This window comes from Burkholderia oklahomensis C6786 (assembly GCF_000959365.1).
Lineage (GTDB): Bacteria > Pseudomonadota > Gammaproteobacteria > Burkholderiales > Burkholderiaceae > Burkholderia > Burkholderia oklahomensis.
Window position 1 is genome coordinate 1,823,636 of the sequence record NZ_CP009555.1, and the last position, 26,257, is coordinate 1,849,892.

Below are 26,257 nucleotides of genomic sequence, written 5' to 3' on the forward strand. Positions count from 1 at the left end.
CGGGTGCGAGCGGGGCGGCCGGCGCTTGTCCGGCTTGACGCGGCGTCGCATGATGCGGCGGCTTGCTTGCCGATATCGGGCGAGTGAGATATCGGCGGATCGCCCGCCGTAACTTGCGCGACGAAGCGCGGCTGTAGCGGGTCGCATGGCGCTTGTGGAAAGTCGGCGAGCACTATCATCGCGAGCGCGCCCGACCGTGCGCACCGGCGTCCGCGCGCTGCTCGTTGCTCACCGCTCACCGCTCACCGCCGCTCACGGCTCACCACGTCCTCAACGATTTCGCCGCGCTCACTCCCGCGCCTGCGGCCATGCGGTCGCATTCCAATCGATCCGCCGATACGCAGCCTCGACCAGTGCGATATCGCCGGCCGCGTCGCTTTTGTGGCGATTGTGCAGCGTCTCCGGCACGTCGAGCGCGATCGCCGTGCAGAACGGATAGTCGCGCACCCGCAAACCAGGCGCGATGCTGGAAAAGCACGCGAGCGTCGGCACGTCGAACCCGGCCGCGACGTGCACGGCCGACGTGTCCGCGCACAGCGCGACGCTCGCGTGCTTGACCCAGCGGATGAACTGCGCGGTATCGCCGGAGTGGCCGCTCACGTCGACGTAATCCGGATGATCGATCGGCTCGAAGCCGAGCACGGGCAGCCGGTAGGTTTGCGCGAGCCGGTCGACGAGCGCCGCGCGCAGTGCCGGCGGAATGCTGCGCAGCGGCGTGCTCGCCTGCGGGCAGAACAGCGCGTAGCGCCGTCCGCGCCATTCGCGCGGCGGCTCGGGCAGCGTCAGCCGGGCGAGCCAATGATTGCGCTTCGCGTCGGCGGCGACCGATTCGGGCGGCACGCCGAGCGCCGCGAGGAAGAAGTCGATCATCGGCAGCGTCGCGAACGCGGGCCAGTACAGGTGATTGCCGAGATCGATGCGCGTGTCGCCGGCCGGCAGCGCGGCGGCAGGCCACGGCAGCGTGCGGATCGGCGCGATCGCGCCGGCCGCGAGCCGGTACAGCGCATCGACGTAGGCGGGCGCATGCGCGGGCCGGTACAGCACGAAGCGCACGTGCGGATGGAGCGTCTCGATCGCCGCGAGCGCCGTCAGGCCGATCACCGAGTCGCCGAGCGCGACGCCCATCCCGTTGATCACGTGAACGGTCGACAACGTCGCGTAATCGAGCGTGAACGAGCGGCTTGCCGCATGCAACAGGCCGAGGCGGGCCGCCGCGCCGATGTAGCCGTGCGCGTCGGCCGCCGTGCGCTCGAGATCGTAGGGCGCGACGAGCCGCCCGTCCGGCGCGAGCAGCGTGCCGGGGTAGGCGAGCGCGTCGGCGGGCGACAATGTGGCTGCGGCGCGCGTCATCATCGGCGCGGGTGTGCGGCGCAGGACGTCGCGTCAGGCGCGACGCGCACGCAGGCCCTGCTCGCGCACCTGCTCGAGCGTCGCGGCGGGCGTGCAGGCATCCTGCGGCACGCGGATCTCGATCAGCGCGGGCAGTTCGCTCGCGAGCGCGCGATCGAGCGCGGGCAGGAAATCGGCGGTGCGCTCGACTGTCTCGCCGTGCGCGCCGAACGCACGCGCGTACGCGGCGAAATCCGGGTTCGTCAGCCCCGTGCCGTGCACGCGCCCAGGATAGTTGCGCTCCTGATGCATGCGGATCGTGCCGAAATGGCCGTTGTTCACGACGAGTACGATGATCGCGAGCCCGTATTGGATCGCGGTCGCGAGCTCGTTGCCCGCCATCATGAAGCAGCCGTCGCCCGCGAGCGCGACGACCGTGCGCTGCGGATACAGCGACTTCGCGGCGAGCGCGGCCGGCACGCCGTAGCCCATCGCGCCGCTCGTCGGCGCGAGCTGCGAACGGAAATGCCGGTACGCGAAATGGCGATGCAGCCACGCCGCGTAATTGCCCGCGCCGTTCGTGACGATTGCGTCGTGCGGCAGCCGTTCGCGCAATTGCTGCATCACGTCGCCGAGCTGCACGCCGCCCGGCATCGGCCGCGGCGTGCGCCAGTCGAGATAGGCGCGATGCGCGTCGGCGGCGCTGCCCGCCCACGCGGGCGATGCCGGCGGCTCGAGCGCGGCGAGCTGCGCGGCGATCTCGGGCATCCCGGACGCGATCGGCAGATCCGCCGCATAGACGCGCCCCAGCTCGTCCGCGCCCTGATGCACGTGAACGAGCACTTGCTTCGGCTTCGGAATGTCGATCAGCGTATAGCCGCCCGTCGTCGCCTCGCCGAGTCGCGGGCCGAGCGCGAACAGCAGGTCCGCTTCCTGGATGCGGCGCGCGAGCGCGGGATTCACGCCGAGGCCGACGTCGCCCGCGTATTGGGGATGCTCGTTGTCGAACGTGTCCTGATAGCGGAACGCGCACGCGATCGGCAACTGCCAGCGCTCGACGAACGTGCGCAGATCCGCGCACGCCTCCGGCGTCCAGCCGCTGCCGCCCACGATCACGAGCGGCCGCTCGGCGCGCGCGAGCCGCTCGCGCAGCTCGCTCATCTGCGCGGCGGACGGCGCGGCGGCGATGCGCTTCGCCGCGGGCGCGACGGGTTGCGGCGCGCACGGCTCGGACAGCACGTCCTCAGGAAGCGCGAGCACGACGGGGCCGGGCCGGCCCGACATCGCGACGTGAAACGCGTGGCTCAGATATTCGGGGATGCGGCGCGGATCGTCGATTTGCGCGACCCACTTCGCGAGCTGGCCGAACATCCGCCGATAATCGATTTCCTGGAACGCCTCGCGATCGAGATGCTCGCGCGCGCACTGGCCGATGAAGAGGATCATCGGCGTTGAATCCTGGAATGCGGTGTGCACGCCGATCGACGCGTGCGTCGCGCCGGGGCCGCGCGTGACGAGCGCGATTCCGGGCCGGCCGGTCAGCTTGCCGAGCGCCTCCGCCATGTTCGCGGCGGCGGCTTCGTGGCGGCAGACGACGGTCTGGATGCGTTCGGTTTCGTCGGCGAGGGAATCGAGGACGGCGAGAAAGCTCTCGCCGGGAACACAGAACACGCGCTCGACGTGATTCGCGAGCAGGGCGTCGACGAGCAGGCGTGCGCCGGTTGTGGCGCGCTGCCCGAGGTCCGGGGAAATCGACATATAAGACGGGCTCCCTTCGTGGCGGGACGTACAGCTTACGCCGGATGAAGGGGCGACGGAAGGCGCGAAGCCGTGCTGCACCGCGGCGGCGTTCGCGCGACGCGCCGCCGCGCGGGGCGGGCGACGCAGCGAGCGGCACGGCGCATTCCCGCGCCGCGCCCCCGCCTCAGCACTCGACGATATTCACCGCCAGCCCGCCGCGCGACGTCTCCTTGTACTTCGTTTTCATGTCGGCGCCGGTTTCGCGCATCGTCTTGATGACGGAATCGAGCGACACGTAGTGCGTGCCGTCGCCGCGCAGCGCCATCCGCGCGGCGTTGACGGCCTTCACCGACGCCATCGCGTTGCGCTCGATGCACGGGATCTGCACCATCCCGCCGACCGGATCGCAGGTGAGGCCGAGATTGTGCTCCATGCCGATCTCGGCTGCGTTCTCGACCTGCTGCGGCGTGCCGCCCAGCACCGCCGCGAGCGCGCCCGCCGCCATCGAGCATGCGACGCCGACTTCGCCCTGGCAGCCGACTTCGGCGCCCGAGATCGACGCGTTGAGCTTGTACAGGATGCCGATCGCCGCCGCCGTCATCAGGAAGTCCATCACGCCTTGCTCGTTCGCCCCCGGCGTGAAGCGCGTGTAGTAATGGAGGACGGCCGGGATGATGCCCGCCGCGCCGTTGGTCGGCGCGGTGACGACACGTCCGCCCGCCGCGTTCTCTTCATTGACCGCGATCGCGTACAGGTTGATCCAGTCGATCATCGACAGCGGATCGCGCAGCGCCTGCTCCGGGTTGCCCGTGAGCGTCCGGTAGAGCTGCGGCGCGCGGCGCTTGACCTGGAACGGGCCGGGCAGGTTGCCGTCGGCGTCCGGGTTGCCGATTCCGCAGCCCCGCGCGACGCACGACTGCATCACGTCCCAGATCTTCAGGAGGCCCGCGCGCGTTTCCTCCTCGGTGTGCCACGCGCGCTCGTTTTCCCACATCAGCTGCGCGACCGACTTGCCGGTCGATTCGGTGAGCGCGAGCAGCTCGGCGCTCGTGCGGAACGGATGCGCCATCTGCTCGACGGCGGCGAGCACCTTCGTGTTCGGCGCGCCCGCGGTGACCACGAAGCCGCCGCCCACCGACAGATACGTCGCCTCGCGCAGCACCGCGCCGTTCGCGTCGGTCGCGCGCAGCTTCATCGCGTTCGGATGCTCGGGCAGCGCCTGCCGGTAGAACGCGATGTGCTCCTTCGGCACGAACGGCACCGGATGCATGCCGAGCAGCGCGAGCGTCTTCGAGTCGCGCACCGCGTCGAGCCGCGCGGCGATCGCCGACGGCTCGACGGTGTCGGGCGCGTCGCCCATCAGGCCGAGCATCACGCCGCGGTCGGTGCCGTGGCCCTTGCCCGTCGCGCCGAGCGAGCCGTACAGCTCGACCTTCACGCTCGCGGTCGCGGCGAGCAAATCGTCGCGTTCGAGCCCCTGCGCGAACATCAGCGCGGCCCGCATCGGACCGACCGTATGCGAACTCGACGGGCCGATACCGATTTTGAAAAGATCGAACACGCTGACTGCCATTTCGTTTCCTGAATTGCTAGAAGTATTGGGGGATCACCGCGCCGGCAGCGGCAGGCACGCGGCCAGCCATGCGGGCGGCATCGGCGAGAGTTGTTGGGCGACGCTCGCGTAGCGGCCGTCGAGGCGCGCGGCGAGGTGGAACAGCTCGGTCGCGTTCTTCGGCTCCCACATGCCCGAATAGCCGGGCAGGCCCGCCTCGCGGCGCTTTGCGTCGAACGGCACTGGCGAGTGGACGAACTCCTCGTGCGTCTTCTCGCCGCGCGCATACGGCACGAGCCAGTCGAGCGCGGCGGCGAGCGTCGCGCCGTTCGACGCGCGCTCGCGCAGCCAGTTGCGGTTGAAGCGCCGCGCGGCGAGCGCCGCCGTCACGAGCGGCTGCAGATCGTAGACCGCGTAGTGCAGCGCGTCGCGCTCGAGAAAATCGTACGTCGTGCCGTCCGGCTCGACGTTGTCGGCGAGATGCTCGACGAAGAGCCGCTGCGCGGCGTTCATCATCTTGCGATCGCCGAGCGTGAACGCGGCGAGCGCGATCAGCTTGATCCGGTGGCTTTGCCAGTTGTTGCGCCACGTGCCCTTGAGCGGGCGCTTCTGCGCGTCGATCTGCTGCACGTAGCCGTTGCCGAGCGACGCGATGAACGCGGCCGTCGCGTTGCGCGTCTTCACGGGCAGCACGCTCGCCGTCATGTCGTACGCGAGGATCAGGCTCTCGAAGCGCGTCTCGTCGATCGGATTGAAGCTCGGACGGTAAGTGTTCGCCCACGCCGACAGGAAGCGGTCGACGAGCGCCAGATAACGGCTCTGATTCGTCACGCGCCACGCGAGCGCCGCGTTGCGCATCAGTTCCATGTCGTTGAGCGCCTCGGCGCTCTGGTCGTAGATGCCTTCGTGCGGCAGCGTGCCTTCGGTGTGCACGCGCGGCAACGCCTTCGGCTCGTCGTTCAGATGCGCGTCGACGCTCTTGATGAGCGCCTGCACGCCCGGTTCGGCGTGCGTCGTCTCGCTGCTCTGCAGCGCGGGCGCGGCACAGAAATTCATCGCCGCCCGCGCGGGGCCGGCCGCCGTCAACGCGGCGGCGAGAAGCGCCGGCGCGAGCGCGCGCAAGCGCCGGCGCATCGCCTGCGCGCGGCCCGGAAACGTCTGACGCACCATGCAGAACTCCTTTAATGGCTGGATCGCGGTGTGAGATGTTAGCCGGACTTGCGGGCGAATGCGAACGCGCGCGCCGTCCGCAACGGCGTATTGCGGACGGCGCGTCGCCGGTGAAAGGAAGGCGGCGCGGCGCGCGGGCCGCGCCGGCGCGTCATGCGTATTCCGAGATCGGCACGCAGGAGCAGAACAGATTGCGGTCGCCATATGCGTTGTCCGCGCGGCCGACGGGCGGCCAGTACTTGTTCGCGACGAGCGATGCGACCGGGAACGCGGCCTGCTCGCGCGAGTACGCGTGCGGCCAGTCGTTCGCGGTGACGACGGCCGCCGTGTGCGGCGCGTGGCGCAGCGGGTTGTCCTCGCGATCGGCGCGGCCTTCCTCGACCGCGCGGATTTCCTCGCGGATCGCGACCATCGCGGCGATGAAGCGGTCGAGCTCCTCCTGCGATTCCGATTCGGTCGGCTCGACCATCAGCGTGCCCGGCACCGGGAAGCTCATCGTCGGCGCGTGGAAGCCGTAGTCCATCAGGCGTTTCGCGACGTCGTCGACGCTGATGCCGCTCGCGTCCTTGATCGGACGCAGGTCGAGAATGCATTCGTGCGCGACGAGCCCGCCCGGGCCCGAATACAGCACCGGGTAGTGCGGCGCGAGACGCTTCGCGATGTAGTTCGCGTTGAGGATCGCGGTTTCCGTCGCGGCGGTCAGGTTCCTCGCGCCCATCATCGCGATGTACATCCAGGAGATCGGCAGGATCGACGCCGAGCCGTAAGGCGCCGCCGACACCGCGCCGATGCCGTCGTCTCCGCGCGCATAGCCCGTCGAGCGCTGGTTCGGCAGGAACTTCGCGAGGTGCGCGCCGACCGCGACCGGGCCGACGCCCGGGCCGCCGCCGCCGTGCGGGATGCAGAAGGTCTTGTGCAGGTTCAGGTGCGACACGTCGCCGCCGAACTGGCCGGGCGCGGTCAGGCCGACCATCGCGTTCATGTTCGCGCCGTCGACGTACACCTGGCCGCCGTGCGCGTGCACGATCTCGCAGATCTCGCGGACGTTCTGCTCGAACACGCCGTGCGTCGACGGGTAGGTGATCATGATCGCCGCGAGGTCGTTCGAATGCGCGTCGGCCTTCGCCTTCAGATCGGCGATGTCGACGTTGCCCTGCGCGTCGCACGCGACGACGACGACCTTCATGCCCGCCATGTGCGCGGACGCCGGGTTCGTGCCGTGCGCGGACGCCGGGATCAGGCAGATGTCGCGGTGGCTTTCGCCGCGCGATTCGTGATATGCGTGGATGGTCAAGAGGCCCGCGTACTCGCCCTGCGAGCCGGCGTTCGGCTGCAGCGACACGGCCGCGTAGCCCGTCGCCGCGACGAGCATCTGCTCGAGCTGGTCGATCATCTCGCGGTAGCCGACCGTCTGGTCGGCGGGCGCGAACGGGTGGATCTGGCCGAACTCGGGCCACGTGACGGGCAGCATCTCCGACGTCGCATTGAGCTTCATCGTGCACGAGCCGAGCGGGATCATCGAGCGGTCGAGCGCGAGATCCTTGTCCGACAGGCTGCGCAGGTAGCGCAGCATTTCCGTTTCCGAATGGTGGCGGTTGAACACGTGGTGCGTCAGGTACGCGCTCGTGCGTTCGAGGCCGGCCGGCAGCGCGGGCACGCCGGGCAGCGCGGCGTCGAGCGTGTCGACGCCGGGCGCCGTCGCGCCCGCCGCCTGCGCGAAGATCGCGAGCAGGTCGGCGAGATCGGCGCGCGTCGTCGTTTCGTCGACCGACACGCCGACTTGCGTGTCGCTCACGCGGCGCAGGTTGATGCGCTTGCTTTTCGCGAGTTCGTGGACTTGCGCGGTGCGCGCGCCGGTGTCGATCGTCAGCGTGTCGAAGAACGTGTCGTTGACGAGCGCGTAGCCGAGCTGCTCGACGCCCGACGCGAGGAGCGCCGCGACGCGGTTCACGCGCAGCGCGATCGTCTTCAGGCCGTGCGGGCCGTGATAGACCGCGTACATGCTCGCCATGATCGCGAGGAGCGCCTGCGCGGTGCAGACGTTCGACGTCGCCTTTTCGCGGCGGATGTGCTGTTCGCGGGTCTGCAGCGCGAGGCGCAGCGCGGGCTTGCCCTGAGCGTCGACGGTCACGCCGACGAGACGGCCCGGCATCTGCCGCTTGAATTCGTCGCGCACCGCCATGTACGCTGCGTGCGGGCCGCCGAAGCCCATCGGCACGCCGAAGCGCTGCGTGTTGCCGACCGCGACGTCCGCGCCCCATTCGCCGGGCGGCGCGAGCACGGTGAGCGCGAGGATGTCGGCCGCGGCGACGATGTGGCCGCCCGCCGCGTGGATCGCGTCGGCGAGCGCGCGGTAGTCGCGCACGTCGCCGTTCGCGCCCGGATACTGGAGCAGCACGCCGAACGCGTTCGCGCTCGCGGCGTCGGCGGCGGGACCCGTCTTCACTTCGATGCCGACCGGCTTCGCGCGTGTCTTGATTACTTCGAGCGTTTGCGGCAGCACGTCGTCGGCGACGTAGAACACGTTCGACTTCGGTTTGCCGATGCGCTGCAGGAGCGTCATCGCCTCGGCCGCGGCTGTCGCCTCGTCGAGCAGCGACGCGTTCGAGATGGCGAGGCCCGTCAGGTCCGCGACCATTTGCTGGAAGTTCAGGAGCGCCTCGAGGCGGCCCTGCGAGATTTCAGGCTGGTACGGCGTGTACGCGGTGTACCACGCGGGGTTTTCGAGCACGTTGCGCAGGATGACGGCGGGCGTGTGCGTGTCGTAGTAGCCCTGGCCGATGTACGAGCGGAACACCTGGTTCTTGTCCGCGAGCTCGCGTAGCGCGGCGAGCGCTTCCGCCTCGCTCTTCGGCTGTGCGAACGGGCCGAGCGGCAGTGCGTCGCCGCGGCGGATCGACGCGGGAATCACGGCGTCGATCAGCGCGGCGCGCGACGCGAAGCCGAGCGTGTCGAGCATTGCGTGCTGGCTGGCGTCGTCGGGGCCGATGTGGCGCTCGGCGAACGCGTCGTGCGTTTCGAGCGCCGCGAGCGAGAGGGGCGTGCGCTTCATCAGATGATCCGGGTGTTCGAGCTTCATAGCATTCCTGTGTCGACCAGAGTTAGCGCTTTAGCGCTTACTCTGGTCCCATGCTTTGCGGTCGACCAAAGTTAGCGCTTTAGCGCTTACTCCGATCCCATGCTTTGCGGTCGACCAAAATTAGCGCTTTAAGCGCTTACCCCGGTCCCACGCGGCGCGGCGGCCCGTGCTGCCGGCGCGCGCCGCGCGGTTCGTGAGTGGGTGGGTTAGCCGACCAGCTTCTCGTAGGCGGCTGCGTCGATCAGCTTGTCGGTCGACGCGCCCGCTTCGAGCTTGATCTTGAAGAGCCAGCTCGCGTACGCGTCGCCGTTGACCTCGTCGGGCGTGTCGACGATCGCCGAGTTCACTTCGACCACTTCGCCCGACACCGGCGTGTAGATGTCGGACGCCGCCTTCACCGACTCGACGACGCCGATGGCGTCGCCCGCCTTCACGGTCTTGCCGACTTCGGGCAGTTCGAGGAAGACAATGTCGCCGAGCGTTTCCTGCGCGTGGTCGGTGATGCCGACCGTCAGCGTGCCGTCCGCTTCGGTGCGGACCCACTCGTGTTCTTCCGTGTATTTCAGATCGGCCGGGACGTTGCTCATCGGATGCTCCTGAGATTGAATGCGTTCAAGCGTTTAAATTGAGTCTGGTTTCGCGCGCGGGCGCGCCGGTTGCTCCGCGTCAGACCGCGAGCACCTTGCCGTTGCGCACGAACGGCAGTTTTACCACGCGTGCGGGAAGATTCTTGTCGCGGATCTGCACGTGCACCGTGTCGCCGACGGCGACGTCCTTCGGCACGCGCGCGAACGCGATCGATTCCTGCATCGTCGGAGAGAACGTGCCGCTCGTGATCTCGCCTTCGCCCGCCGGCGTCACGACCTTCTGGTGCGCGCGCAGCACGCCGCCCGCCTTGCCGTTTTCCTTCTGCAGGATCAGGCCGACGAACGCGGCGCGCGAGCCGTCGCGCTCCAGCGCGTCGCGGCCGACGAACGCGCGCGGCGCGGCGAGATCGACCGTCCACGCGAGACCGGCGTCGAGCGGCGACACCGTCTCGTCCATGTCCTGGCCGTACAGGTTCATGCCGGCTTCGAGGCGCAGCGTGTCGCGCGCGCCGAGTCCGCACGGGCGCACGCCGTGCTCGGCGAGCGCGTTCCACAGCGCTTCGACGCGCGTCGCCGGGACGATGATCTCGAAGCCGTCCTCGCCGGTGTAGCCGGTGCGCGCGACGGTGAGGTCGCCGAACGGCGTGCCCGCGACCTGCGCGGCGTTGAACGGCTTGAGCTCGCTCGTCGCGGAGCGCGCGGCGGGGATCGTGTCCCACACCTTCGCACGCGCGTTCGGCCCCTGGGCGGCGACGATCGCGAAGTCGCGGCGCGGCGCGATCGAAAGGCCGAAGCCGCCTTGCTCGTTGAGCTGGTTGAACCACGCGACGTCCTTGTCGGCGGTGCCGGCGTTGACGACGACGCGGAAGAAATCCTCGGTGAAGTAGTAGACGATCAGATCGTCGATGACGCCGCCCTGCGGGTTCAGCAGGCACGAGTAGAGCGCCTTGCCGGGCGTCTGCAGCTTCGCGACGTTGTTCGCGAGCGCGTGCTCGAAGAAGGCGCGCACGCGCGGGCCCGTGAAATCGACGACGCACATGTGCGACACGTCGAACATCCCGGCGTCGGTGCGCACGGCCTGATGCTCGTCGATCTGCGAGCCGTAGTTGACAGGCATGTCCCAGCCGCCGAAGTCGACCATGCGGGCATTGAGGGCGCGATGCGCAGCGTGAAGCGGGGTGATTTTGAGAACGGTCATCGGGGTCCCAGGCAAGGCGGCCGGGCTTCGGCCCGGGCGCGAAAACAAAACGGCAGACTCGGCGAACCGCCGGCGCGTGAAGCCGCCTGCGATGCGTGCATGCCCCTCTGTCCTCGATACCTGAGAGATTGCGCGACGGACTCGATCCGGTTCGCGCGCGCCCCTTCGGTGGGCAGCCTGCCCGTGCGACGCGTTGCGTGCACGCAGCTACTGCCGCTCTCCAGAGTGCGAAAAACGGCGTCCGACGCATGTCGTGGTCAGACGGATTCTTCGACGCGGCCGGTCCTTTTGCCTGAGAGTTTGCGGGTGTGCCCCTTCGGCGGCGCGGCTTGCCTTTCGATCAACGAACGACGGCCGCACGCTCTCCCGACGCGTGCGGGCGAATGTACGCGAGCGCGGATGGGTTGTCAATTTGGGCAAATAGCTGTCGCTTGAAGACAAGCGGCGGTGGTATGCGGGACGCCGTCGGCGCGGGGTGTTCGCCGGTGAGCGGTGAGCGGTGGGCGGTGGGCGGTGAGCGGTGAGCGGTGAGCGGTGAGCGGTGAGCGGTGAGCGGTGAGCGGTGAGCGGTGAGCGGTGAGCGGTGAGCGGTGAGCGGTGAGCGGTGAGCGGTGAGCGGTGAGCGGTGAGCGGTGAGCGGTGAGCGGGCCGGGGTCGAGACCGTGAAGTGCCGACCCGGGAATGCGCGGCCCGGGCGAAAGTCGCCGAAGCCGCGTCTCGAAGCGTTATCGGCCAAGCGGCCGAGCGGCCAACGGGCCGCTGGGAACGCTCACTCGCCGATCGCGCGAGCGGCCGTGTCGAGTTCCTGATTCAGCACGCGCTGTTCGTCGGCGGACAGGCCGCCGCCGTGCTGGGCCGACATGTCGGTCGATTCCTGGCGGATCACGTCGAGCCGGCGATGCAGCGCGGCGCCTTGCGGCGGCGGATAGTAGCCGGCGTTCACGCGCGCGTCGATGCGGCGGTTCAGGTTGTCGATGCGGCCCTGGATCTGCTGCATCCGCTCGTAGCCGACCACCTGCGGATTGGGGCGGGGCGCCGGGGCCGGCGCGGGGCGCGGCGGCGTGACCACGCATGCCGCGAGCGACGAGACGAGGACGCAGCATGCCGCCGCGCGGATCAACCGTTGCATTGCATTCTCCTGATTGTCGATGCCGGACAGGCAATTAGACGAACGGCTCAGACCCTCGTCAAGATGACGTTCGTTCCCGAATTGTTTGTAACGGTTTGTTGATGCTTGAAGATCAGGCAAGCCGCAGGCGCCCGATCGCGCCGGCGGCGTGTCGCGCGCCAGTCAGGCCGCTTCGCGCACGAACGGCAGTCGCCGGCCTTCGCGTTCGCTGCGCGCGGCGAGCTCGATGATCGTCATCACGTCGACGGCGTCCTGCGCCGCGACTGGGAACGGCGCGCCGTCGTGGATCGACGCGGCGAGCGCGCGATAGAACTCCGCGTACTGGCCGTCGAGCGTCGGCACCGGACGCTCGATCTCGAGCTCGCCGTCGAGCCCGCGCAGCACGCCGGGCGGGTTGCCGCCGCCGAACTCGACGTCGTCGGGCGTGAGGCCCGCCTTCAGTTGATCTTCCTGCGTGTCGAGCCCGTGCTTCTGATAGCCGGCTTGCGTGCCGAGCACGGTGAAGCGTGCGGGTTCGATTGCCGCGAGCGCGCTCGCGTGCAGGATGACGTCCTTGTCCGGATAGCCGAGCTGCAGATGGACGAAGTCGGGCGCGTCGCCGCCGTCGCGGCGCGTCTTGACCGTCGCGCTCACCGTATCCGGCGTGCCGAACAGCGCGAGCGCCTGGTCGATCAGATGCGGTCCGAGATCGAACAGCAGCCCGCCGCCGCGTGACGCTTCCTCGCGCCAGCGCGTTCGCACGTGCGGGCGGAAGCGGTCGAAGTGCGATTCGAAATAGGTGATGCGGCCGAGCTCGCCGCTTTCGACGAGCTGACGCACGGTCAGGAAATCGCCATCCCAGCGACGGTTGTGGAACGGAGCGAACACGCGGCCGTGTGCGGCGGCGAGACGGGCGAGCGTGAGCGCGTCGGCGGCCGTCAGCGTGACCGGCTTGTCGACGACCACGTGCTTGCCCGCTTCGAGCGCGCGCTTCGCCAGCTCGAAATGGGTGTCGTTCGGCGTCGCGATCACGACGCACTCGACGTCCTCGAGCGCGACGAGCGCGTCGAGATCCGGCACGACGGCGGCGTCCGGATACGCGGCGTTCGCGCGTTCCGGGTGGCCGGTGGCGATCGCGGCGACCTGCGTGCGGCCACTGTGCGCGATGACGGGCGCGTGGAACGTCGCGCCTGCGAAACCGAAACCCATCAAACCAATCTTGAGCGTTGACGACATGAACGATCCTGTCTGCTTGCGGAACGGGGGCGCTGCGGCTTGGACGCCGCACGGCGACGGATGACTATTGTGGCATGACGAATGGGGGCGGAACGGTTTGCCGGCGACGTTGGCCGAACGGACAGGGCGCGCGTAAGCCGGGCGACCGGCGCGGCGGGTGCGACGCTTCGGCGGTGCCGCCGCGCGGAAGGCGGATTGCCGAAGCGACGGGATTCGATGCCTGTCCAACGGTCTTTCGATGCCCGGTCGATGCTCGCGAGGGCCGAAGTCGCACGGAACATCGCCCGTCCGCTTCGACATGACCCGATTCCGGACGCCGTTCGGCGACGGGCGCGCTGCGAAACGGCCGGCCTGCACATCGATAAGCCGCGCGTTTGCCTTCCGTCGACCGGCGATTGCCAATGCGCGTCGAAGCAAGAAGCGCGTCCTCCGCAATGCCTCCATCGGCCGTCGCCGTGCGTTCGCGTCAGCTCCCGAACCGCCGCCTGATCGCGGCGGCAGCCTGCTCGGCCCACAGCGCGCAGGCCCGCGCGCCCGGATGAAAGCCGTCCGATGCCATCGCATCGCGCGTGAGCGGCATTTCGACCCGCAGGAATTCGCACGCGCGCTGCCCGGCGGCCCAGCGCGACAGTGTCGTGTTGAGGCGCCGCGCGCGCAGCCCGAGATACCACCTGAGCGGCTGCGGCAGCGCCGGAAAATGGTGCATCGGCGGGACCGCCGACAGGATCACGTGCGCCGCGCCGAAGCGCGTCGTCAGCAGCTCGACGAGCGCCGCTTGCGTGTCGCGCCAGCGCCCGGGCGACACGCCGTCCGTCACGTCGTTGACGCCGAGCGACGTGACGACCGCGTCGAAGCGCGCGGCCGGCTCGGCGGCGAGCCAGTCGAGCAGATCCTGCGTCGTCGCGCCGGTGCGCGCGAGCAGCTTCCACTTGACGCGATGGAACGGCGCGAGGACGCGCACCAACTGACCGACGAGCGCGTCGGACTGCGTCGCGACGCCGACGCCCGCGGCGGCCGAATCGCCGAGCACGAGGAGGCGCAACGGCGGCCCGGCGCCGTCGATGCCGCTGCGCGGGCCGTCGGCTTCGGCGAGGCGCGGCGTCACGCGCCGGACATGGCGGCCCTGCGCGAGCAGCAGCGGGCCGAGCGCGGCGGTGGCGAAGTGGTATCCCATGCAGTTTCCGTGATCATGTCGAGGTCGGTGGCGTGCGCCCATGATAGCGAGTGACGCGCAACGCCCGTCATCGGCCGGCATCCCCGTCGCGCGAACGCCGGGTGCACACCGTCCGAACGGCTATCGCAGCCGTCGTTTCACATTCGCGAAAGAATCGCCGGCCGCCGCCGTGTTAACATGCGCGTCCCGCGAGCCATTTGCCGGGACCGGCGCCGCCTCCGCGCGTCGGCTGCGCGCTCCGCTCGCGGCGCCTTCCGGCTTCGCCGCCGTCAACCGCAACACCATCCGCCATCATGTCCGCAGGCCTGAATCCCGCTCAAAGCGAAGCGGTGCGCTATCTCGACGGTCCCTGCCTCGTGCTCGCCGGCGCGGGCAGCGGCAAGACCCGCGTCATCACGCAGAAGATCGCGCACCTGATCGAAGCAAAGGGCTTCGAACCGCGCCACATCGCCGCCGTCACGTTCACGAACAAGGCCGCCGCCGAAATGCGCGAGCGCGTCGGCAAGCTCCTCGAGGGCAAGACGCTCACGACGCCCGGCAAGGAAGGCCGCAAGGTGCCCGTCAACCAGTTGACGGTCTGCACGTTCCACTCGCTCGGTGTGCAGATCCTGCGTCAGGAGGCGGAGCACGTCGGCCTGAAACCGCAGTTCTCGATCATGGATTCGGACGACTGCTTCGGGATGATCCAGGAGCAGATCGGCACGACCGACAAGGGCCTGATCCGCAAGATCCAGACGATCATCTCGCTGTGGAAGAACGGCCTCATCATGCCCGAGGAGGCGATGACGATCGCGGCCAACGAGGACGAGCACCAGGCGGCGCTCGTCTATCGCAATTACGTCGCGACGCTGCATGCGTATCAGGCGGTCGATTTCGACGACCTGATTCGCTTGCCCGCCGAGCTGTTCGCGCGCAATGAGCCGGTCCGCGACCGCTGGCAGAACAAGCTGCGCTATCTGCTGATCGACGAATACCAGGACACCAATGCGTGCCAGTACGAGCTGCTGAAGCTGCTCGCGGGCCCGCGCGCGGCGTTCACCGCGGTCGGCGACGACGACCAGGCGATCTACGGCTGGCGCGGCGCGACGCTCGAGAATCTCGCGCAGCTCGGCAAGGACTTCCCGAAGCTGCACGTGATCAAGCTCGAGCAGAACTACCGGTCGACGGTGCGGATCCTGACCGCCGCGAACAACGTGATCGCGAACAACCCGAAACTGTTCGAGAAGAAGCTGTGGTCCGAACACGGGATGGGCGATTCGATCACCGTCACGCCGTGCAACGACGAGGAGCACGAGGCCGAATCGGTCGTGTTTCGCCTCTCCGCGCACAAGTTCGAGCGGCGCACGCAGTTCCGCGACTACGCGATCCTCTACCGCGGCAACTTCCAGGCGCGGATCTTCGAGCAGGTGCTGCGGCGCGAGCGGATTCCGTACGTGCTGTCGGGCGGCCAGTCGTTCTTCGACAAGGCGGAGATCAAGGACCTGTGCGCGTACCTGCGCCTGATCGCGAACGCCGACGACGATCCCGCGTTCATCCGCGCGGTCACGACGCCGCGCCGCGGAATCGGCAACACGACGCTCGAGGCGCTCGGCGCGTTCGCGGGGCAGGCGAAGGTGTCGCTGTTCGAGGCGGTCTACATGGGCGGGATCGAGGCGCGGCTGTCCGCGCGACAGATCGAGCCGCTGCGGATCTTCTGCGACTTCATCCAGCGCCTGACCGACCGCGCGGACAAGGAGCCTGCGACCGTCGTCCTCGACGACATGATGGAAGCGATCCACTACGAAGCGTACCTGTACGACGCATACGACGAACGGCAGGCGCAGACGAAGTGGCAGAACGTGCTCGAATTCCTCGAATGGCTGAAGCGCAAGGGGACGAAGCCGGAGGCGGCGGAGGCAGTCGACGGCGAGGCGGAAGGCTTCCACAACGCGGACGGCCTCGCCGACACCGGCAAGAACCTGCTCGGCCTGATCCAGACGGTTGCGCTGATGTCGATGCTCGAAGGCAAGGAAGAGGATCCGGACGCGGTGCGGCTGTCGACCGTGCACGCGTCGAAGGGGCTCGAGTATCCGCACGTGTTCCTCGTCGGCGTCGAGGAAGGGATCATGCCGCACAGCGGCGGCAGCGACGACGGCCCGATCGACGACGAGCGGATCGAAGAAGAACGCCGGCTGATGTACGTTGCGATCACGCGCGCGCAGCGCAGCCTGCACCTGAACTGGTGCAAGAAGCGCAAGCGTGCGCGGGAGACGATCGTCTGCGAGCAGTCGCGCTTCATCGCCGAGATGGGGCTCGACGAAGCGCCGCCGCCGACGCCCGAAGAAGCGCCGATGACGCCGAAGGACCGGCTTGCGAGCTTGAAGGCGTTGCTGCAGAAGTGAGCGGTGCGCGCGGCGGGGGTTTCGGGCGGTTATGCGGAACGCCGCGTTCGCGCTGCGACGCGACGCGGGGTGTCTGGTTGATGAGGAGGCAATCGCGCAATGGCGGGGCTTGCGAGCCGCGACGCGATGCGCGAACGATATCGCGGAGGTTGGCGGCATCGCGGACGCTTCGCGACGGTTGCCTTCGGCGATCGCATCACGCAGCTCGGCGCGGCCTGCACGTGCCGGCCACGGCTCTGGCGCGATCTTGCATAGGGCTCGTCTGGCGGGGAACTGCGGACGGAAACAGGTCGGGCCGCGCAGGTCGGGGCGCGACTTCTCAAGCCCGGTTGGGGCGAGCCGCCCGGAAGAACGATCCGCGTCGATTCTTGCGCGCGCGGCCTGCGGTGCGCGCCGGCGGACCCCATCGAGAAAAACCCCGCGCCGCGGAAGACCACGGATCGCGGGGTTGTCTGTCGCGCGTCCTGGCGCGCCGGCGCTTACTTCGCGGCGTTGACCATGTAGTCGACGGCCGCCTTCACGTCGGCGTCCGACGCGTTCGAGCCGCCTTTGGGCGGCATGGCGCCCTTGCCGTGCAGCGCGAAGTTGTAGACGGTATCCATCGAGTCCTTCAGGCGCGGCGCCCAGTCGGCCTTGTTGCCGAACTTGGGTGCGTTCAGCACGCCCGTTGCGTGGCATGCCTGGCACGTCGATTCGTACAGCGCCTTGCCGGCCGACGCCGAGCTTTCCGCGCTCGCGCCGGCCGCGGGCGCCTCGCCCGGTTTCGGCAACGCGGCGATTGCGGCCATCGCGGCGGCGGCTTGCGCGTTGGCGGCCGTCGCATCGGAGGCGCCCGGCGCAGACGCTGCGGCCGCCCCGGAGGCCGGCGCCGCATTCGCGGCGGGCTGCGCGGGCTCGGCGAACTTCGCGCCGGCCTGATTGGCCATGTAGACGACCGCGCGCGCGACCTCGTAGTCGCTGTAGTCGTCGGGGTTCGTGCCGCCGCGCGGGGGCATCGCGCCCTTGCCGGTCAGCGCGATATGCAGCACCTCGTCGTAGCCGGCGGCGATGCGCGGCGCCCAGGCGGCGGCGTCGCCGAACTTCGGCGCGCCGGCTGCGCCGGTGCCGTGGCAGGTTACGCAGACGGCTTTGTAGACTTCCTCGCCCGTCTTATAAACCCGCGGCGCGTTCGCGTCTTTCACGTCGACTTGTGCGATGGGCGCAATGCGCTTCGCGACGGCTTCGTCGGACAGGCCGTCGGTGCCGGCGCCCGTGCGGAACGCGTGATTGGCGTAGGTGGCGAACAGGACGATGACTGCGATCGGGATCGCGAATGAGGCGATGACAACTGCGATGAGTTGCCCGGGGGTTTTGATGGGGGCTCCGTGGGGTGCTTCGCTCATGCTTGCCTCGTCTCCATGATTAGGAATTGTGAGCGGTACGGCAATGAACGGCTGTAGGGTGAAGCTCGGACGATTATAGACGGAACGTTTACATGACGGCGAGCGATCGCCCGGCGCGTGTTTACCCGCACGCCGGAGGGGCGGGCGACGCGCGCGGAGGGCGATGCGGGAGGGCGGTGGGATGGATGCGGAGCCGCGGTGGACGGTCCAGCGGAAACAAGGTATCCTTGTCGTCTTGCTACGCGTTGCGGCTATCTAGGGCCGCATCGCATCCGTAAGCGCCCGTAGCTCAATGGATAGAGTACTGCCCTCCGAAGGCAGGGGTTGCTGGTTCGATCCCAGCCGGGCGCGCCAAGTCTTTGTTTTCTTGGGCTTTCTCAGCCGCATCAGCCGGTTTCGACGTCAAGCTCATCACGGCGGTAGCGCCCAGCGCCACAGTCGCCGCTACGCCCGCCGCACGCAAATTCCCCAAGGCACGTTGCCATACTGACGCGCGCTCCGCGTCGAGTTCCATTTCGATTTCCGCCAGCGTTTCGAATGCGGGCAGGCCTGCCGCTTCGGCGAGCAGCATGATGTCGGCCGCATCGGGCTTGCGACGTCCCACTTTCCAATCACTTACGCGGCTCGCCGGGCGGCCGATCCGCTCTGCGAGCTCACCGTAAGAACCTGCGGCTTCCTTGGCGAGCTCGATGAGGCCAGAAATATTCATACGAACCCCTTGCAATTTTCCAATCTGGTAATTATGATTTCCAAAACGGTAATTTACCGTTTGGGTAACGTCCGCAGTCTAGCAGGCTATGGGAAAAGGAAAAATCTGGCCCCATTTATGGGTCAGCGAGGGCGGCGGAATTGCTTGGGGTTGTATATCGCCCGTTTGATCGGATCGAGGTCTTTTCGCTTGCGTAGGTCGGCCCTTCGGCGAACGGATCGAGAAGCAACGAAGACGGCAACAAGCGCGATGGTGATCAGGAGTCGAGCCTCGATCGATAGCGCGGCCCAAGTTTGCGTGATGTTGTTGAGTAGGTCGTAAGCGAGTTGTTCGGAGTTCATTTGGCCCGTAGTTCTTGTAATCGTATGGGGCGGTTTTTTACCACATCGATTGCCTATTGAGCGCGGGGCTCTATCAATCAACTACTAACGAGCGGGGGGGGTAGGAAGTGACGGACCTGAAATTCGACCGATTGGTGACGCTGGCATATCGCCAACGGGTGACGGACAAGACGCGCGCTGAGTGCGACTGTTTTGCGTTTCGCTGCGAGCTGGAGCGACAGGGACTCGCGTCGGCGGCGTGGCTCAGGCGTCAGCAAAGCGGCCAATTGAATCTGCATATTGCAGTCGCCGGCCGCATTAACTATCGCGCGGCTCGAGCCTTCTGGCGCGATCTGGTGGACGGGAGCATTTGCGTCATGCGAGTGCACGATTCCACCACTTGCGCGCCTCTCTTAGCTGAGGGAGTCCAGTTGTATTAGTAGCCGCTGTAGAAGCGGAGGCTTCGGAGGTGTGTGCGAAGGTGGTCCTTGGTTCCTGCGAAGCAGTGGAAGTCACCGAGATTCCAAACGGCGCCAAACACTGTGCCGTCGTCACGGACGATTGCTATTGCGACATCGCTCTCGTGCTGCGGGATTTGTGAATCTAGGAAGTTCCAGGCTTGCGCAATGTCGTTGTGGCCTTCCTCGATATCTAGTCCAGCGTCGCCAACGACGATCCGGGCGATTGTTGCGTGCATCATTTCGAAGCTATGAATAGTTGATAAGGCGGTCACCATAGCTCGATGGCAATCGCCTTTCAGCAGCGAACAAACGGAGGTTGCGCAGTGCCGAAATATCGAGTCCATGCGTACACGCAGTGCGGCCACAACCGCGTGGCCGTCATCGATGTGAGTGCCCGCAGCGCCGACGGTGCGCGCGAAAAAGCACGCGTCAAGTTGTTACGGGTGGGCCGCAAACCAGACCTTTGTACGTTGGTCCCGGTCGAGGTCGAGGCAGTTTCGAGTGGTCTGAGTCGGTTTCTGTAGTGGCTGAATCGAGCGCGTGTAAATCGCGTACTCGTAGGTTTGGAGAGTTTGCAGTTCCCCGTGCGCCGCGCGCACTTCTCACCCTCGGATAGCGCGGCGCTTTGTGGACGGCTGACATAGCGTCCACCTTTTTAAATTTGCGCGTACGTCGCGTATGTAGCCGGAGCCGGAACGGCTCTACTCATTACGAATAGCAGTCCTAACAAGGAGTTTTCATGAGCAAGCAAAAGTTGACCATCCTGCAAGTGATCCAGCGCGGGGGCATTTCGAAGCGTACCGGCCAGCCGTGGGAAATTCACACGGCGCAATGCGTGCTGGAGCAAGAGAGTAGCGAGGGTAAGCAAATCCTCGTCGGCACGATCAATTTGCCGGCCGCGCTGAAAGATTCCCCGACCGGCGACTATCTCGCGGAGTTTGCGCTTCAACAGTCGATGGAAGGCAAGCTCGAACCCCGCATTGTGTCGCTGGTGCCGTTTGGTCGACCGACCGCCAAGGCTGCGGCTGCATCGTCGTAATCCATCAAGGAATCCGAATCGTTCGAGGCTGGCCCGCACGAACGGTTCTCTACTACCGGGCCTGAACCTGAGAGGAAAAATCAAATGAAGAAGCTGGTTGCAGTTGCGGCGCTCGCTACGGCAAGCATGGGTGCATTCGCGGCGGACGGTCCGGTGACGATGGACGTCGCCCCCGTCGTCAGTTCGATTAACGGTATCGGCCCGAACCTCGCGCTCGTCGGCGGCGCTGTGCTCGCTATCTCGGCCGCGATGTTCGGCTACCGCGCGGTGAAGAGCTTCCTCGGTCGCTGATCGCGTGAACTCATGGGCCCCCGGTATGTGCGCGCACGCCGGGGGCTTTTTCTTAGGTGAAGAGCAATGAAACGGTCGGTGGTTGCTTCGTTTCTTGGCATCGCATTCGGCGCGCACGCGGCGCAAGGGATCGACGTCATCGTGTGCGGCAGCGCGGCCAGCTCGCCGACAAGCGCCGGGCGGACGCCTTGCACGTTGTCGGATGGCTCGGCGGGCGTGCAACAGGTGGCGCACCTGACGCTCGTGAATGGCAGCGCGGCGGGTGAGGTGCCGATGCACGGCGGGGCGGCTGCGGGCCTGAAAGTAGGAGCGGCCATGTTGCTTGTGTTGGCGATCGCGTACGGGTTGCGTGCGTTGCGTCGCTTTCTCGAATCTGCTTCGGAGAGCTAGTCATGCTTTGGTACTGCGTCGAGTTTGCCGTGACGGTCGCCACGATCTACGGCGCTGCAATCGTCTTGATGGCATGAGCATGCGAAAGAGAATTCGAGGCGTCTGGCTGGCGCTGCTCGCCGCGTTCGCGATGGTGTGCAATCAGCAGGCGCATGCACAGGCAGCGCTCGCGCCCATCGAATCCTTCGTCATCAATCGCGCCCAAGCCGCGATCCTGACGCGTCTCGCAGTCGCACGCGGCATCGCTGCCTCCGATCCTCGCATCGCGGCGACGTTGGCAGGCATGGGGCAGGCTTCAACCATGTTGAATGTCGTCGGGACCGGGGCCGCTGCTGCGCTCGCGTTCGCGGGTGCGCCGGTGTGGCTGACGATTCTGGCGGGCATGGGCATTCTCGCCGTGGGCTCGGCCCTCCAATTGGGCGACGCGACATTTCTTTGGAGCGGCGAACAAGTGTCGCTTGATGCAGGCGCGTTGCCCGCCAGTGCTGGAGACAACTATCAGCCGATGCAGCCGCCCGCGATTGCGATCGATCCGACCAATGAAAAGATGCTGGCGCCGGAGATGTGGGCAGCGCGCGCGGGAATCCCGGTCTATCGCAACAGCTCGTGCGCATCGAATAACGCGTTCTGTATCGGCTATCCGTTTTCGCCGGGCCCCGGAACGGCGAACTTCTACGCAAGCCGGGGGCCGTTCGATATCCTGCCTAGCACGCTGGAACAGGCGCAGCAGTTTGAGTGGTACTTGTACTTTTTTCTCGGGCACTGCGGCCTGAGTTTCGGTTGTACCGGCGGCAAGGATACGACGGTCAATTCGCGTTCGCTGTATTTCGCGCCAGAGAACAACATTCCCGGTCAGCCGATCGCGTTGCATTATGTGGAGACGCGAACGGAAGCCGTGAAGGGCAGTGACGGCAAGACGACGTATCGTCAAGTCGTGAAGCGCGGGAAGGATTCGTTCTTCAGCTACAAGTCCGCCGTTGTGCCGATCGTGGCCGACGATCTGTCGAAGCTCTGGCCGCGCATCCCGCCGAAGGTCGCGGCAACGCCGCTACCGACTTCAACGATTACCAATCTCGTGAATGCGACGTGGAAGAGCGCGTCGTCGCAATCCGGCTATGAGGGCCTTCCATATCGGCGGGTGACGGAGTACGACATCGCGGAATGGGCGAAAGAGAACCCGGGGCAAGTGCCGACCTTCGCCGATCTCTTCTCATCTGCCGCGCCGAAAGGCAAGGATGTTCTCATCAGTCCGTTCGTGCCGCCGCGGCCGATCCCGATTCCCGTGCCGAAGCCCGCGCCGGCCCCCCCGCGTCCGGCATCCGAAGCGGAACCGGAGCCGCGCCCCGTACCCGCTCCGGTGCCGGGGCCGAATCCGCAGCCGCGCCCGGTGCCCGAGCCGCAGCCTCAACCGCAACCCGTGCCGGTGCCGCGTCCAGTGCCTCAACCGGTGCCGCAGCCTGTGCCGGTTCCTCTGCCACAGCCCGTACCGCATCCGGTGCCCGAGCCTGCGCCGAGTCCGGTTCCGCAACCTGTGCCGGTTCCCGTGCCGGGTCCTGTGCCCGTACCGGTCCCCGAACCGGTGCCGAGTCCGGTTCCGGAGCCCGTGCCGCAACCGATCCCGCAGCCGCTGCCGCAACCTGTCCCGGTGCCGACTCCCGCGCCGGGGAACAACCCGGGAACTGGTCGGCCGTCGCGCGACGATCTGTGCGCGATGCATCCCGATGCGTCCGCGTGTGCGCCCCTCGGTAGCGCGTCCGACGTGGCCGTGAAAAGCGACACGAAGCACATTTCGCTGTCGCCCCTCTCGATCGGGTTGACCAAGGGCGTTTGCCCGGAGCCGATGCGCGTCGTCGTGTTCGGCGGCGAGCTTTCCTTCAGCTATGAGCCGCTGTGCGAGTTTGCCTTGAAGCTTCGCCCGTTGGTGTTGCTGCTGTGCGAGCTTGCGGCCGGCCTGATCTTCGTCACGGGGTTGATGGCATGAGCTGGGCGAGCTTGTTGGTGTCGTTGGTCGGGCCGATCGTCACGCGCGTACTGGTCGCGCTCGGCATCGGCTTCGTGACGGTGACGGGCATCGATCTGGCATTCGCTCAGGTCGTGCAGTGGATGACGGCGAGCGTCGGTGGGTTGAGTTCCGATATCGCGAACGTGCTCGCGCTCGGTGGTGTGGGCGACGGCATCGCGTACGTGCTCGGCGGGCTCTCGGCGCGTGTGTCGTTCTACATGCTCACGTCCACAACCAAAATGGTATTCGGCAAATGATCACGTTGATTACAGGGGTTCCGGGGAGCGGCAAGACGCTGCATGCGGTCTGGTTGCTGACGAAGATCGCGAAGGGACGCCGCGTGCTGGTCGACGGCATTCGCGATTTGGCGATCGAGCACGTCGAGATAGATGAGGCGTGGTTGCGCCAGTGGCACATCAATGCCGAAGCGCACGACTTGATCGTGATCGATGAGGCGCAACGCATCTACCCGCCGACGACGGTCAGCCAAAAGCCGACGCCCGATGTTGAGCAGCTGCACGTGCATCGTCACAAGGGCGTCGACTTCATCCTCATCACGCAGCATCCGCAGCGGATCAGCAAGACGGTTCGCGATCTGGTCGGGCGTCATATCCACGTGCGCAACCTGTTCGGCTTGAAGCGCGCGATGCTCTACGAGTGGGACCACTGCCACAACCCGAGCAGCCTGAAGGACGCGGTGAAGCGGCAATGGGCTTATCCGCGCGAGGTGTTCAAGCTCTACACGAGCGCCGAAGTTCACACGAAGAAACAGGCGGTCGTGCCCAAAGCGCTGTTCGTCGTGCCGATCGCGTTGGGCGTGTTGATCTACTGCTCGGTGAAGTTCTTTTTCAGCGCGCGTGATGGCTTCGGGGTGACGCCCGGCATGTCGGAATCGACGCCCGAAGCAGCCGCCGCGCCATCGCAAGAGGCCAAGGTCACGCGTGCGCCGAGTGTGGCTAGGTCGGTGGACTGGCGCATTGCGGGGCGCTACGTGACGGACGGGGCGGGTTACGTGGTGCTCGTCGCGGCGGACGGCAGATTGCGGCCTGTGTCGTTGGAAGGGTTCAGCGGCGCGGGGATGCTGCTGACGGGCGAAATCGACGGTAGGACCGTTGGTGCTTGGACCGGCGCGCAAGCCGGAAAAACAGAACAAGGCGGGGGTATGCAATGAAGCGATACGGGGTACTGATCGGGGCGGCGGTGGTGTATTCGATGGCGGCGGTTGGCGCGGTGCCGCCATTGCCGACGCTGCCGGTTGATGCGAGCTTGACGGCCGCCGCGCCGGCGCCGGCTTCCATGCCTGCTCTGACGCCGTTGAAGCACGTCGCGGGCACGTCGTTTGATCTGCGTTTCGTGACGGTGGCGCAGATTGTCGACCTGATCTATCAGGAGGCGATGCACACGCCCTACGTGCTCGGCCCGGACGTGTTGAGCGACGCGCGGCTCGTGTCGTTCCGCCTGGACGATCGGAATCGCGACGTGCGCACGGTCATGGGCGATTTCCTCGAGTCGCTCGGCTTTCAGGTCGTGACGAAGAACGGCGTTGACTACGTGACGAAGAAGCCCGGCGCGGCGCGCGAAAAGGTCGATCAGGATGTGTTCGTGTACAAGCCGCGCTATCGTCGGGTCGATTACCTGCGTGCGCTCATCGAGCCGATGATCGGGACGCGCTCGATGCCGTTGACGGCCCCCGTCAGTATGCCGATGCAGCCGGCCGGCGCGGTACAGGTGCCGGGTGAGTCCACCAGTCCGGCTAACGATGCGCCCGCGATGCCGATCGAAATGGGCGTGCAGGCGCGCGGCGATGATCTCGTGATCGTTGGCTCACACGATGAAGTCGCGCTGCTGCGCAAGGTCGTGCCCGAGCTCGACACCGCGCCGAGCGAAGTCGTGGTGCGTGGTTGGGTGTACGAAGTGGCGAATACCGATTCGACCAACACGGCGTGGAGCATCGCGGTTCGGATGTTGAGTGGTCAGCTTCGCGTGTCGAGCGGTGACACGTCGTCGGATACGAGTGCGGTTCGCTTCACGGGGCCGGGCGTCGACGCGGCGATATCCGCGCTGAACGCCGACTCGCGTTTCAAGGTCGTCAGCTCGCCGCACGTGCGGATCGTGTCGGGCGAGCGCGTGCGCCTGAACGTCGGGCAACAGGTGCCGACGCAATCGAGCGTGAGCTACCAAGGGTCGAACGGTACACCCGTTCAGTCGATCACCTATCAGGACGCGGGCTTGATCTTCGATGTTGAGCCGATCGTGATGCGCGAGGTGATCGAGGTCAAGGTGCATGAGGAAATCTCCGATTTCGTCGCGACGAAGACGGGCGTCGATACGTCGCCGACGAAGAACACGCGACAGCTACAGACGGTGACGCGGATGAAGGATGGCGAGGTCATCGTATTGGGCGGCTTGATTCAGGACCGCAATGCGACGGCGCGCAGCGGCTATGCGTGGCTGCCGAGCTTTCTTGATGGTCGATCGAGCTCGAAGCAGCGCACGGAGGTTCTGTTGGTTCTGCAGGTGCAGCGGATCTGATCGGGACGGCTGTTTAGATGTGGTCGAGGATTACCGATACGACAAGGTATGAGACTACCCCGGCCCCCAGCGCTATCACCGCGATTTTGATCCACGAAGGCATGTGTGTGGGGGCGGGAGTGTTAGGGCGGGGTGGGACTGGCGGAGAGGCTGAGGCGGCTGTGCGGTGTGGCGTATAGCCCTGCTCCAACAGGTGTTCTTTCTTTTTGTATTCCTCGCGATACCAGTCGCGATCGTAGATGCCCATTGTTTGGTCCCTCGGTCGTTTTAGTGAGCGAGATTGTAAGTCAGTGCGGTACGACGGGCGGCGTCCAGCGTTAGGAGTGTCCGGCCGCGATCGGTGCGACGTAGCGCGACAGCGGTAATGCGGAGTCCGGGCCGTTGTCGCGCGGCTCAGCGCGGCCCGCCGGACCGAGTAGCGGGTATTCGCGCGGACGGTGAGCGGAGGCAGTGCGGCGGGCTCGACCATCTCTTTGCAAGCTTGCCGCGATACATGCGTTACCGGCGCGCGGAGTGGAGGCGAGGGCGCGGGGGCTAGCTGCGGGCGGCTCGCCCAGCGCAGCAGAGCGCGCCGGGC

21 protein-coding genes, 1 tRNA gene and 2 riboswitches are annotated in these 26,257 nt (G+C 67.0%); of the genes, 9 read left to right on the top strand and 13 right to left on the bottom strand.

What is annotated here, in order from left to right:
• Window positions 1-288: 288 nt before the first annotated feature.
• The 10 genes from BG90_RS08135 to BG90_RS08185 form a co-directional block, all read right to left on the bottom strand.
• Complete coding sequence (locus tag BG90_RS08135) at window positions 289-1,353, bottom strand: glycosyltransferase family 9 protein (protein WP_025990049.1); 1,065 nt, start codon at window positions 1,351-1,353, stop codon at window positions 289-291.
• A gap of 30 nt (window positions 1,354-1,383) precedes the next feature.
• Complete coding sequence (locus BG90_RS08140; RefSeq protein ID WP_010117491.1) at window positions 1,384-3,087, bottom strand: thiamine pyrophosphate-binding protein; 1,704 nt, start codon at window positions 3,085-3,087, stop codon at window positions 1,384-1,386.
• Window positions 3,088-3,253: 166 nt separating this feature from the next.
• Complete coding sequence (locus BG90_RS08145; protein ID WP_010117490.1) at window positions 3,254-4,642, bottom strand: L-serine ammonia-lyase; 1,389 nt, start codon at window positions 4,640-4,642, stop codon at window positions 3,254-3,256.
• A gap of 33 nt (window positions 4,643-4,675) precedes the next feature.
• Complete coding sequence (locus tag BG90_RS08150; RefSeq protein ID WP_010117489.1) at window positions 4,676-5,791, bottom strand: alginate lyase family protein; 1,116 nt, start codon at window positions 5,789-5,791, stop codon at window positions 4,676-4,678.
• 151 nt (window positions 5,792-5,942) lie between these two features.
• Entirely contained in the window at window positions 5,943-8,870 is a 2,928-nt protein-coding gene (gene gcvP / locus BG90_RS08160) for an aminomethyl-transferring glycine dehydrogenase (protein WP_010117488.1), read from the bottom strand.
• Window positions 8,871-9,076: 206 nt separating this feature from the next.
• On the bottom strand, window positions 9,077-9,457 hold the full coding sequence (gene gcvH / locus BG90_RS08165) for a glycine cleavage system protein GcvH (protein WP_010107155.1): 381 nt from the start codon (window positions 9,455-9,457) through the stop codon (window positions 9,077-9,079).
• 79 nt (window positions 9,458-9,536) lie between these two features.
• Complete coding sequence (gene gcvT / locus BG90_RS08170) at window positions 9,537-10,655, bottom strand: glycine cleavage system aminomethyltransferase GcvT (protein ID WP_010117487.1); 1,119 nt, start codon at window positions 10,653-10,655, stop codon at window positions 9,537-9,539.
• A gap of 97 nt (window positions 10,656-10,752) precedes the next feature.
• A riboswitch (glycine riboswitch) is annotated at window positions 10,753-10,889 on the bottom strand.
• Window positions 10,890-10,924: 35 nt separating this feature from the next.
• Window positions 10,925-11,034: riboswitch (glycine riboswitch) on the bottom strand.
• Between the two features lie 390 nt (window positions 11,035-11,424).
• Window positions 11,425-11,784, bottom strand: a complete 360-nt coding sequence (locus tag BG90_RS08175; protein ID WP_010117485.1) for a hypothetical protein — start codon at window positions 11,782-11,784, stop codon at window positions 11,425-11,427.
• A gap of 162 nt (window positions 11,785-11,946) precedes the next feature.
• Window positions 11,947-12,999 carry an oxidoreductase gene (locus BG90_RS08180; protein ID WP_010107149.1) on the bottom strand — a complete coding sequence of 351 codons (1,053 nt, stop codon included), beginning with the start codon at window positions 12,997-12,999 and terminating at the stop codon, window positions 11,947-11,949.
• 466 nt (window positions 13,000-13,465) lie between these two features.
• Window positions 13,466-14,173: an SGNH/GDSL hydrolase family protein gene (locus tag BG90_RS08185; RefSeq protein WP_010117483.1), complete on the bottom strand. Its 708-nt coding sequence runs from the start codon at window positions 14,171-14,173 to the stop codon at window positions 13,466-13,468.
• A gap of 293 nt (window positions 14,174-14,466) precedes the next feature.
• On the opposite strand from BG90_RS08185, the gene BG90_RS08190 reads away from it, so the two are divergent.
• Window positions 14,467-16,554, top strand: a complete 2,088-nt coding sequence (locus BG90_RS08190) for a UvrD-helicase domain-containing protein (protein WP_025990048.1) — start codon at window positions 14,467-14,469, stop codon at window positions 16,552-16,554.
• A gap of 479 nt (window positions 16,555-17,033) precedes the next feature.
• Here the strand turns inward: BG90_RS08190 and BG90_RS08195 are convergent, their stop codons facing one another.
• A complete protein-coding gene (locus BG90_RS08195; RefSeq protein ID WP_010117477.1) occupies window positions 17,034-17,936 on the bottom strand; it encodes a c-type cytochrome in 903 nt (300 codons plus the stop codon).
• Window positions 17,937-18,214: 278 nt separating this feature from the next.
• On the opposite strand from BG90_RS08195, the gene BG90_RS08200 reads away from it, so the two are divergent.
• Window positions 18,215-18,290: transfer RNA gene (locus tag BG90_RS08200), tRNA-Arg, on the top strand.
• 477 nt (window positions 18,291-18,767) lie between these two features.
• On the opposite strand, the gene BG90_RS32220 is transcribed toward BG90_RS08200, so the two are convergent.
• Together BG90_RS32220 and BG90_RS08210 are read right to left on the bottom strand one after the other, a co-directional pair.
• Window positions 18,768-18,986 carry a hypothetical protein gene (locus tag BG90_RS32220; RefSeq protein ID WP_010107138.1) on the bottom strand — a complete coding sequence of 73 codons (219 nt, stop codon included), beginning with the start codon at window positions 18,984-18,986 and terminating at the stop codon, window positions 18,768-18,770.
• Between the two features lie 415 nt (window positions 18,987-19,401).
• A complete protein-coding gene (locus BG90_RS08210) occupies window positions 19,402-19,770 on the bottom strand; it encodes a hypothetical protein (RefSeq protein WP_232355043.1) in 369 nt (122 codons plus the stop codon).
• 395 nt (window positions 19,771-20,165) lie between these two features.
• Here BG90_RS08210 and BG90_RS08215 point away from each other — a divergent pair, with 395 nt between their 5' ends.
• The 7 genes from BG90_RS08215 to BG90_RS08245 all read left to right on the top strand — a co-directional run bounded on the left by BG90_RS08215 (window position 20,166) and on the right by BG90_RS08245 (window position 25,680).
• On the top strand, window positions 20,166-20,465 hold the full coding sequence (locus BG90_RS08215; protein ID WP_010107135.1) for a hypothetical protein: 300 nt from the start codon (window positions 20,166-20,168) through the stop codon (window positions 20,463-20,465).
• Between the two features lie 84 nt (window positions 20,466-20,549).
• Window positions 20,550-20,756 carry a major capsid protein gene (locus BG90_RS08220; RefSeq protein WP_010117471.1) on the top strand — a complete coding sequence of 69 codons (207 nt, stop codon included), beginning with the start codon at window positions 20,550-20,552 and terminating at the stop codon, window positions 20,754-20,756.
• Window positions 20,757-20,822: 66 nt separating this feature from the next.
• Window positions 20,823-21,146, top strand: coding sequence for a hypothetical protein (locus BG90_RS08225; RefSeq protein WP_010117469.1), 324 nt, complete (start codon window positions 20,823-20,825; stop codon window positions 21,144-21,146).
• Window positions 21,147-21,219: 73 nt separating this feature from the next.
• Window positions 21,220-23,127, top strand: coding sequence for a virulence factor TspB C-terminal domain-related protein (locus tag BG90_RS34860; RefSeq protein WP_010117468.1), 1,908 nt, complete (start codon window positions 21,220-21,222; stop codon window positions 23,125-23,127).
• Entirely contained in the window at window positions 23,124-23,405 is a 282-nt protein-coding gene (locus BG90_RS08235) for a DUF2523 domain-containing protein (RefSeq protein ID WP_010107129.1), read from the top strand. The genes BG90_RS34860 and BG90_RS08235 overlap by 4 nt, the downstream gene beginning before the upstream one ends.
• Window positions 23,402-24,319, top strand: a complete 918-nt coding sequence (locus BG90_RS08240; RefSeq protein ID WP_010117467.1) for a zonular occludens toxin domain-containing protein — start codon at window positions 23,402-23,404, stop codon at window positions 24,317-24,319. The genes BG90_RS08235 and BG90_RS08240 overlap by 4 nt, the downstream gene beginning before the upstream one ends.
• Entirely contained in the window at window positions 24,316-25,680 is a 1,365-nt protein-coding gene (locus BG90_RS08245; RefSeq protein ID WP_025990047.1) for a type II secretion system protein GspD, read from the top strand. Before BG90_RS08240 ends, BG90_RS08245 begins: the two co-directional genes overlap by 4 nt.
• The last annotated feature ends 577 nt before the right edge of the window (window positions 25,681-26,257 follow it).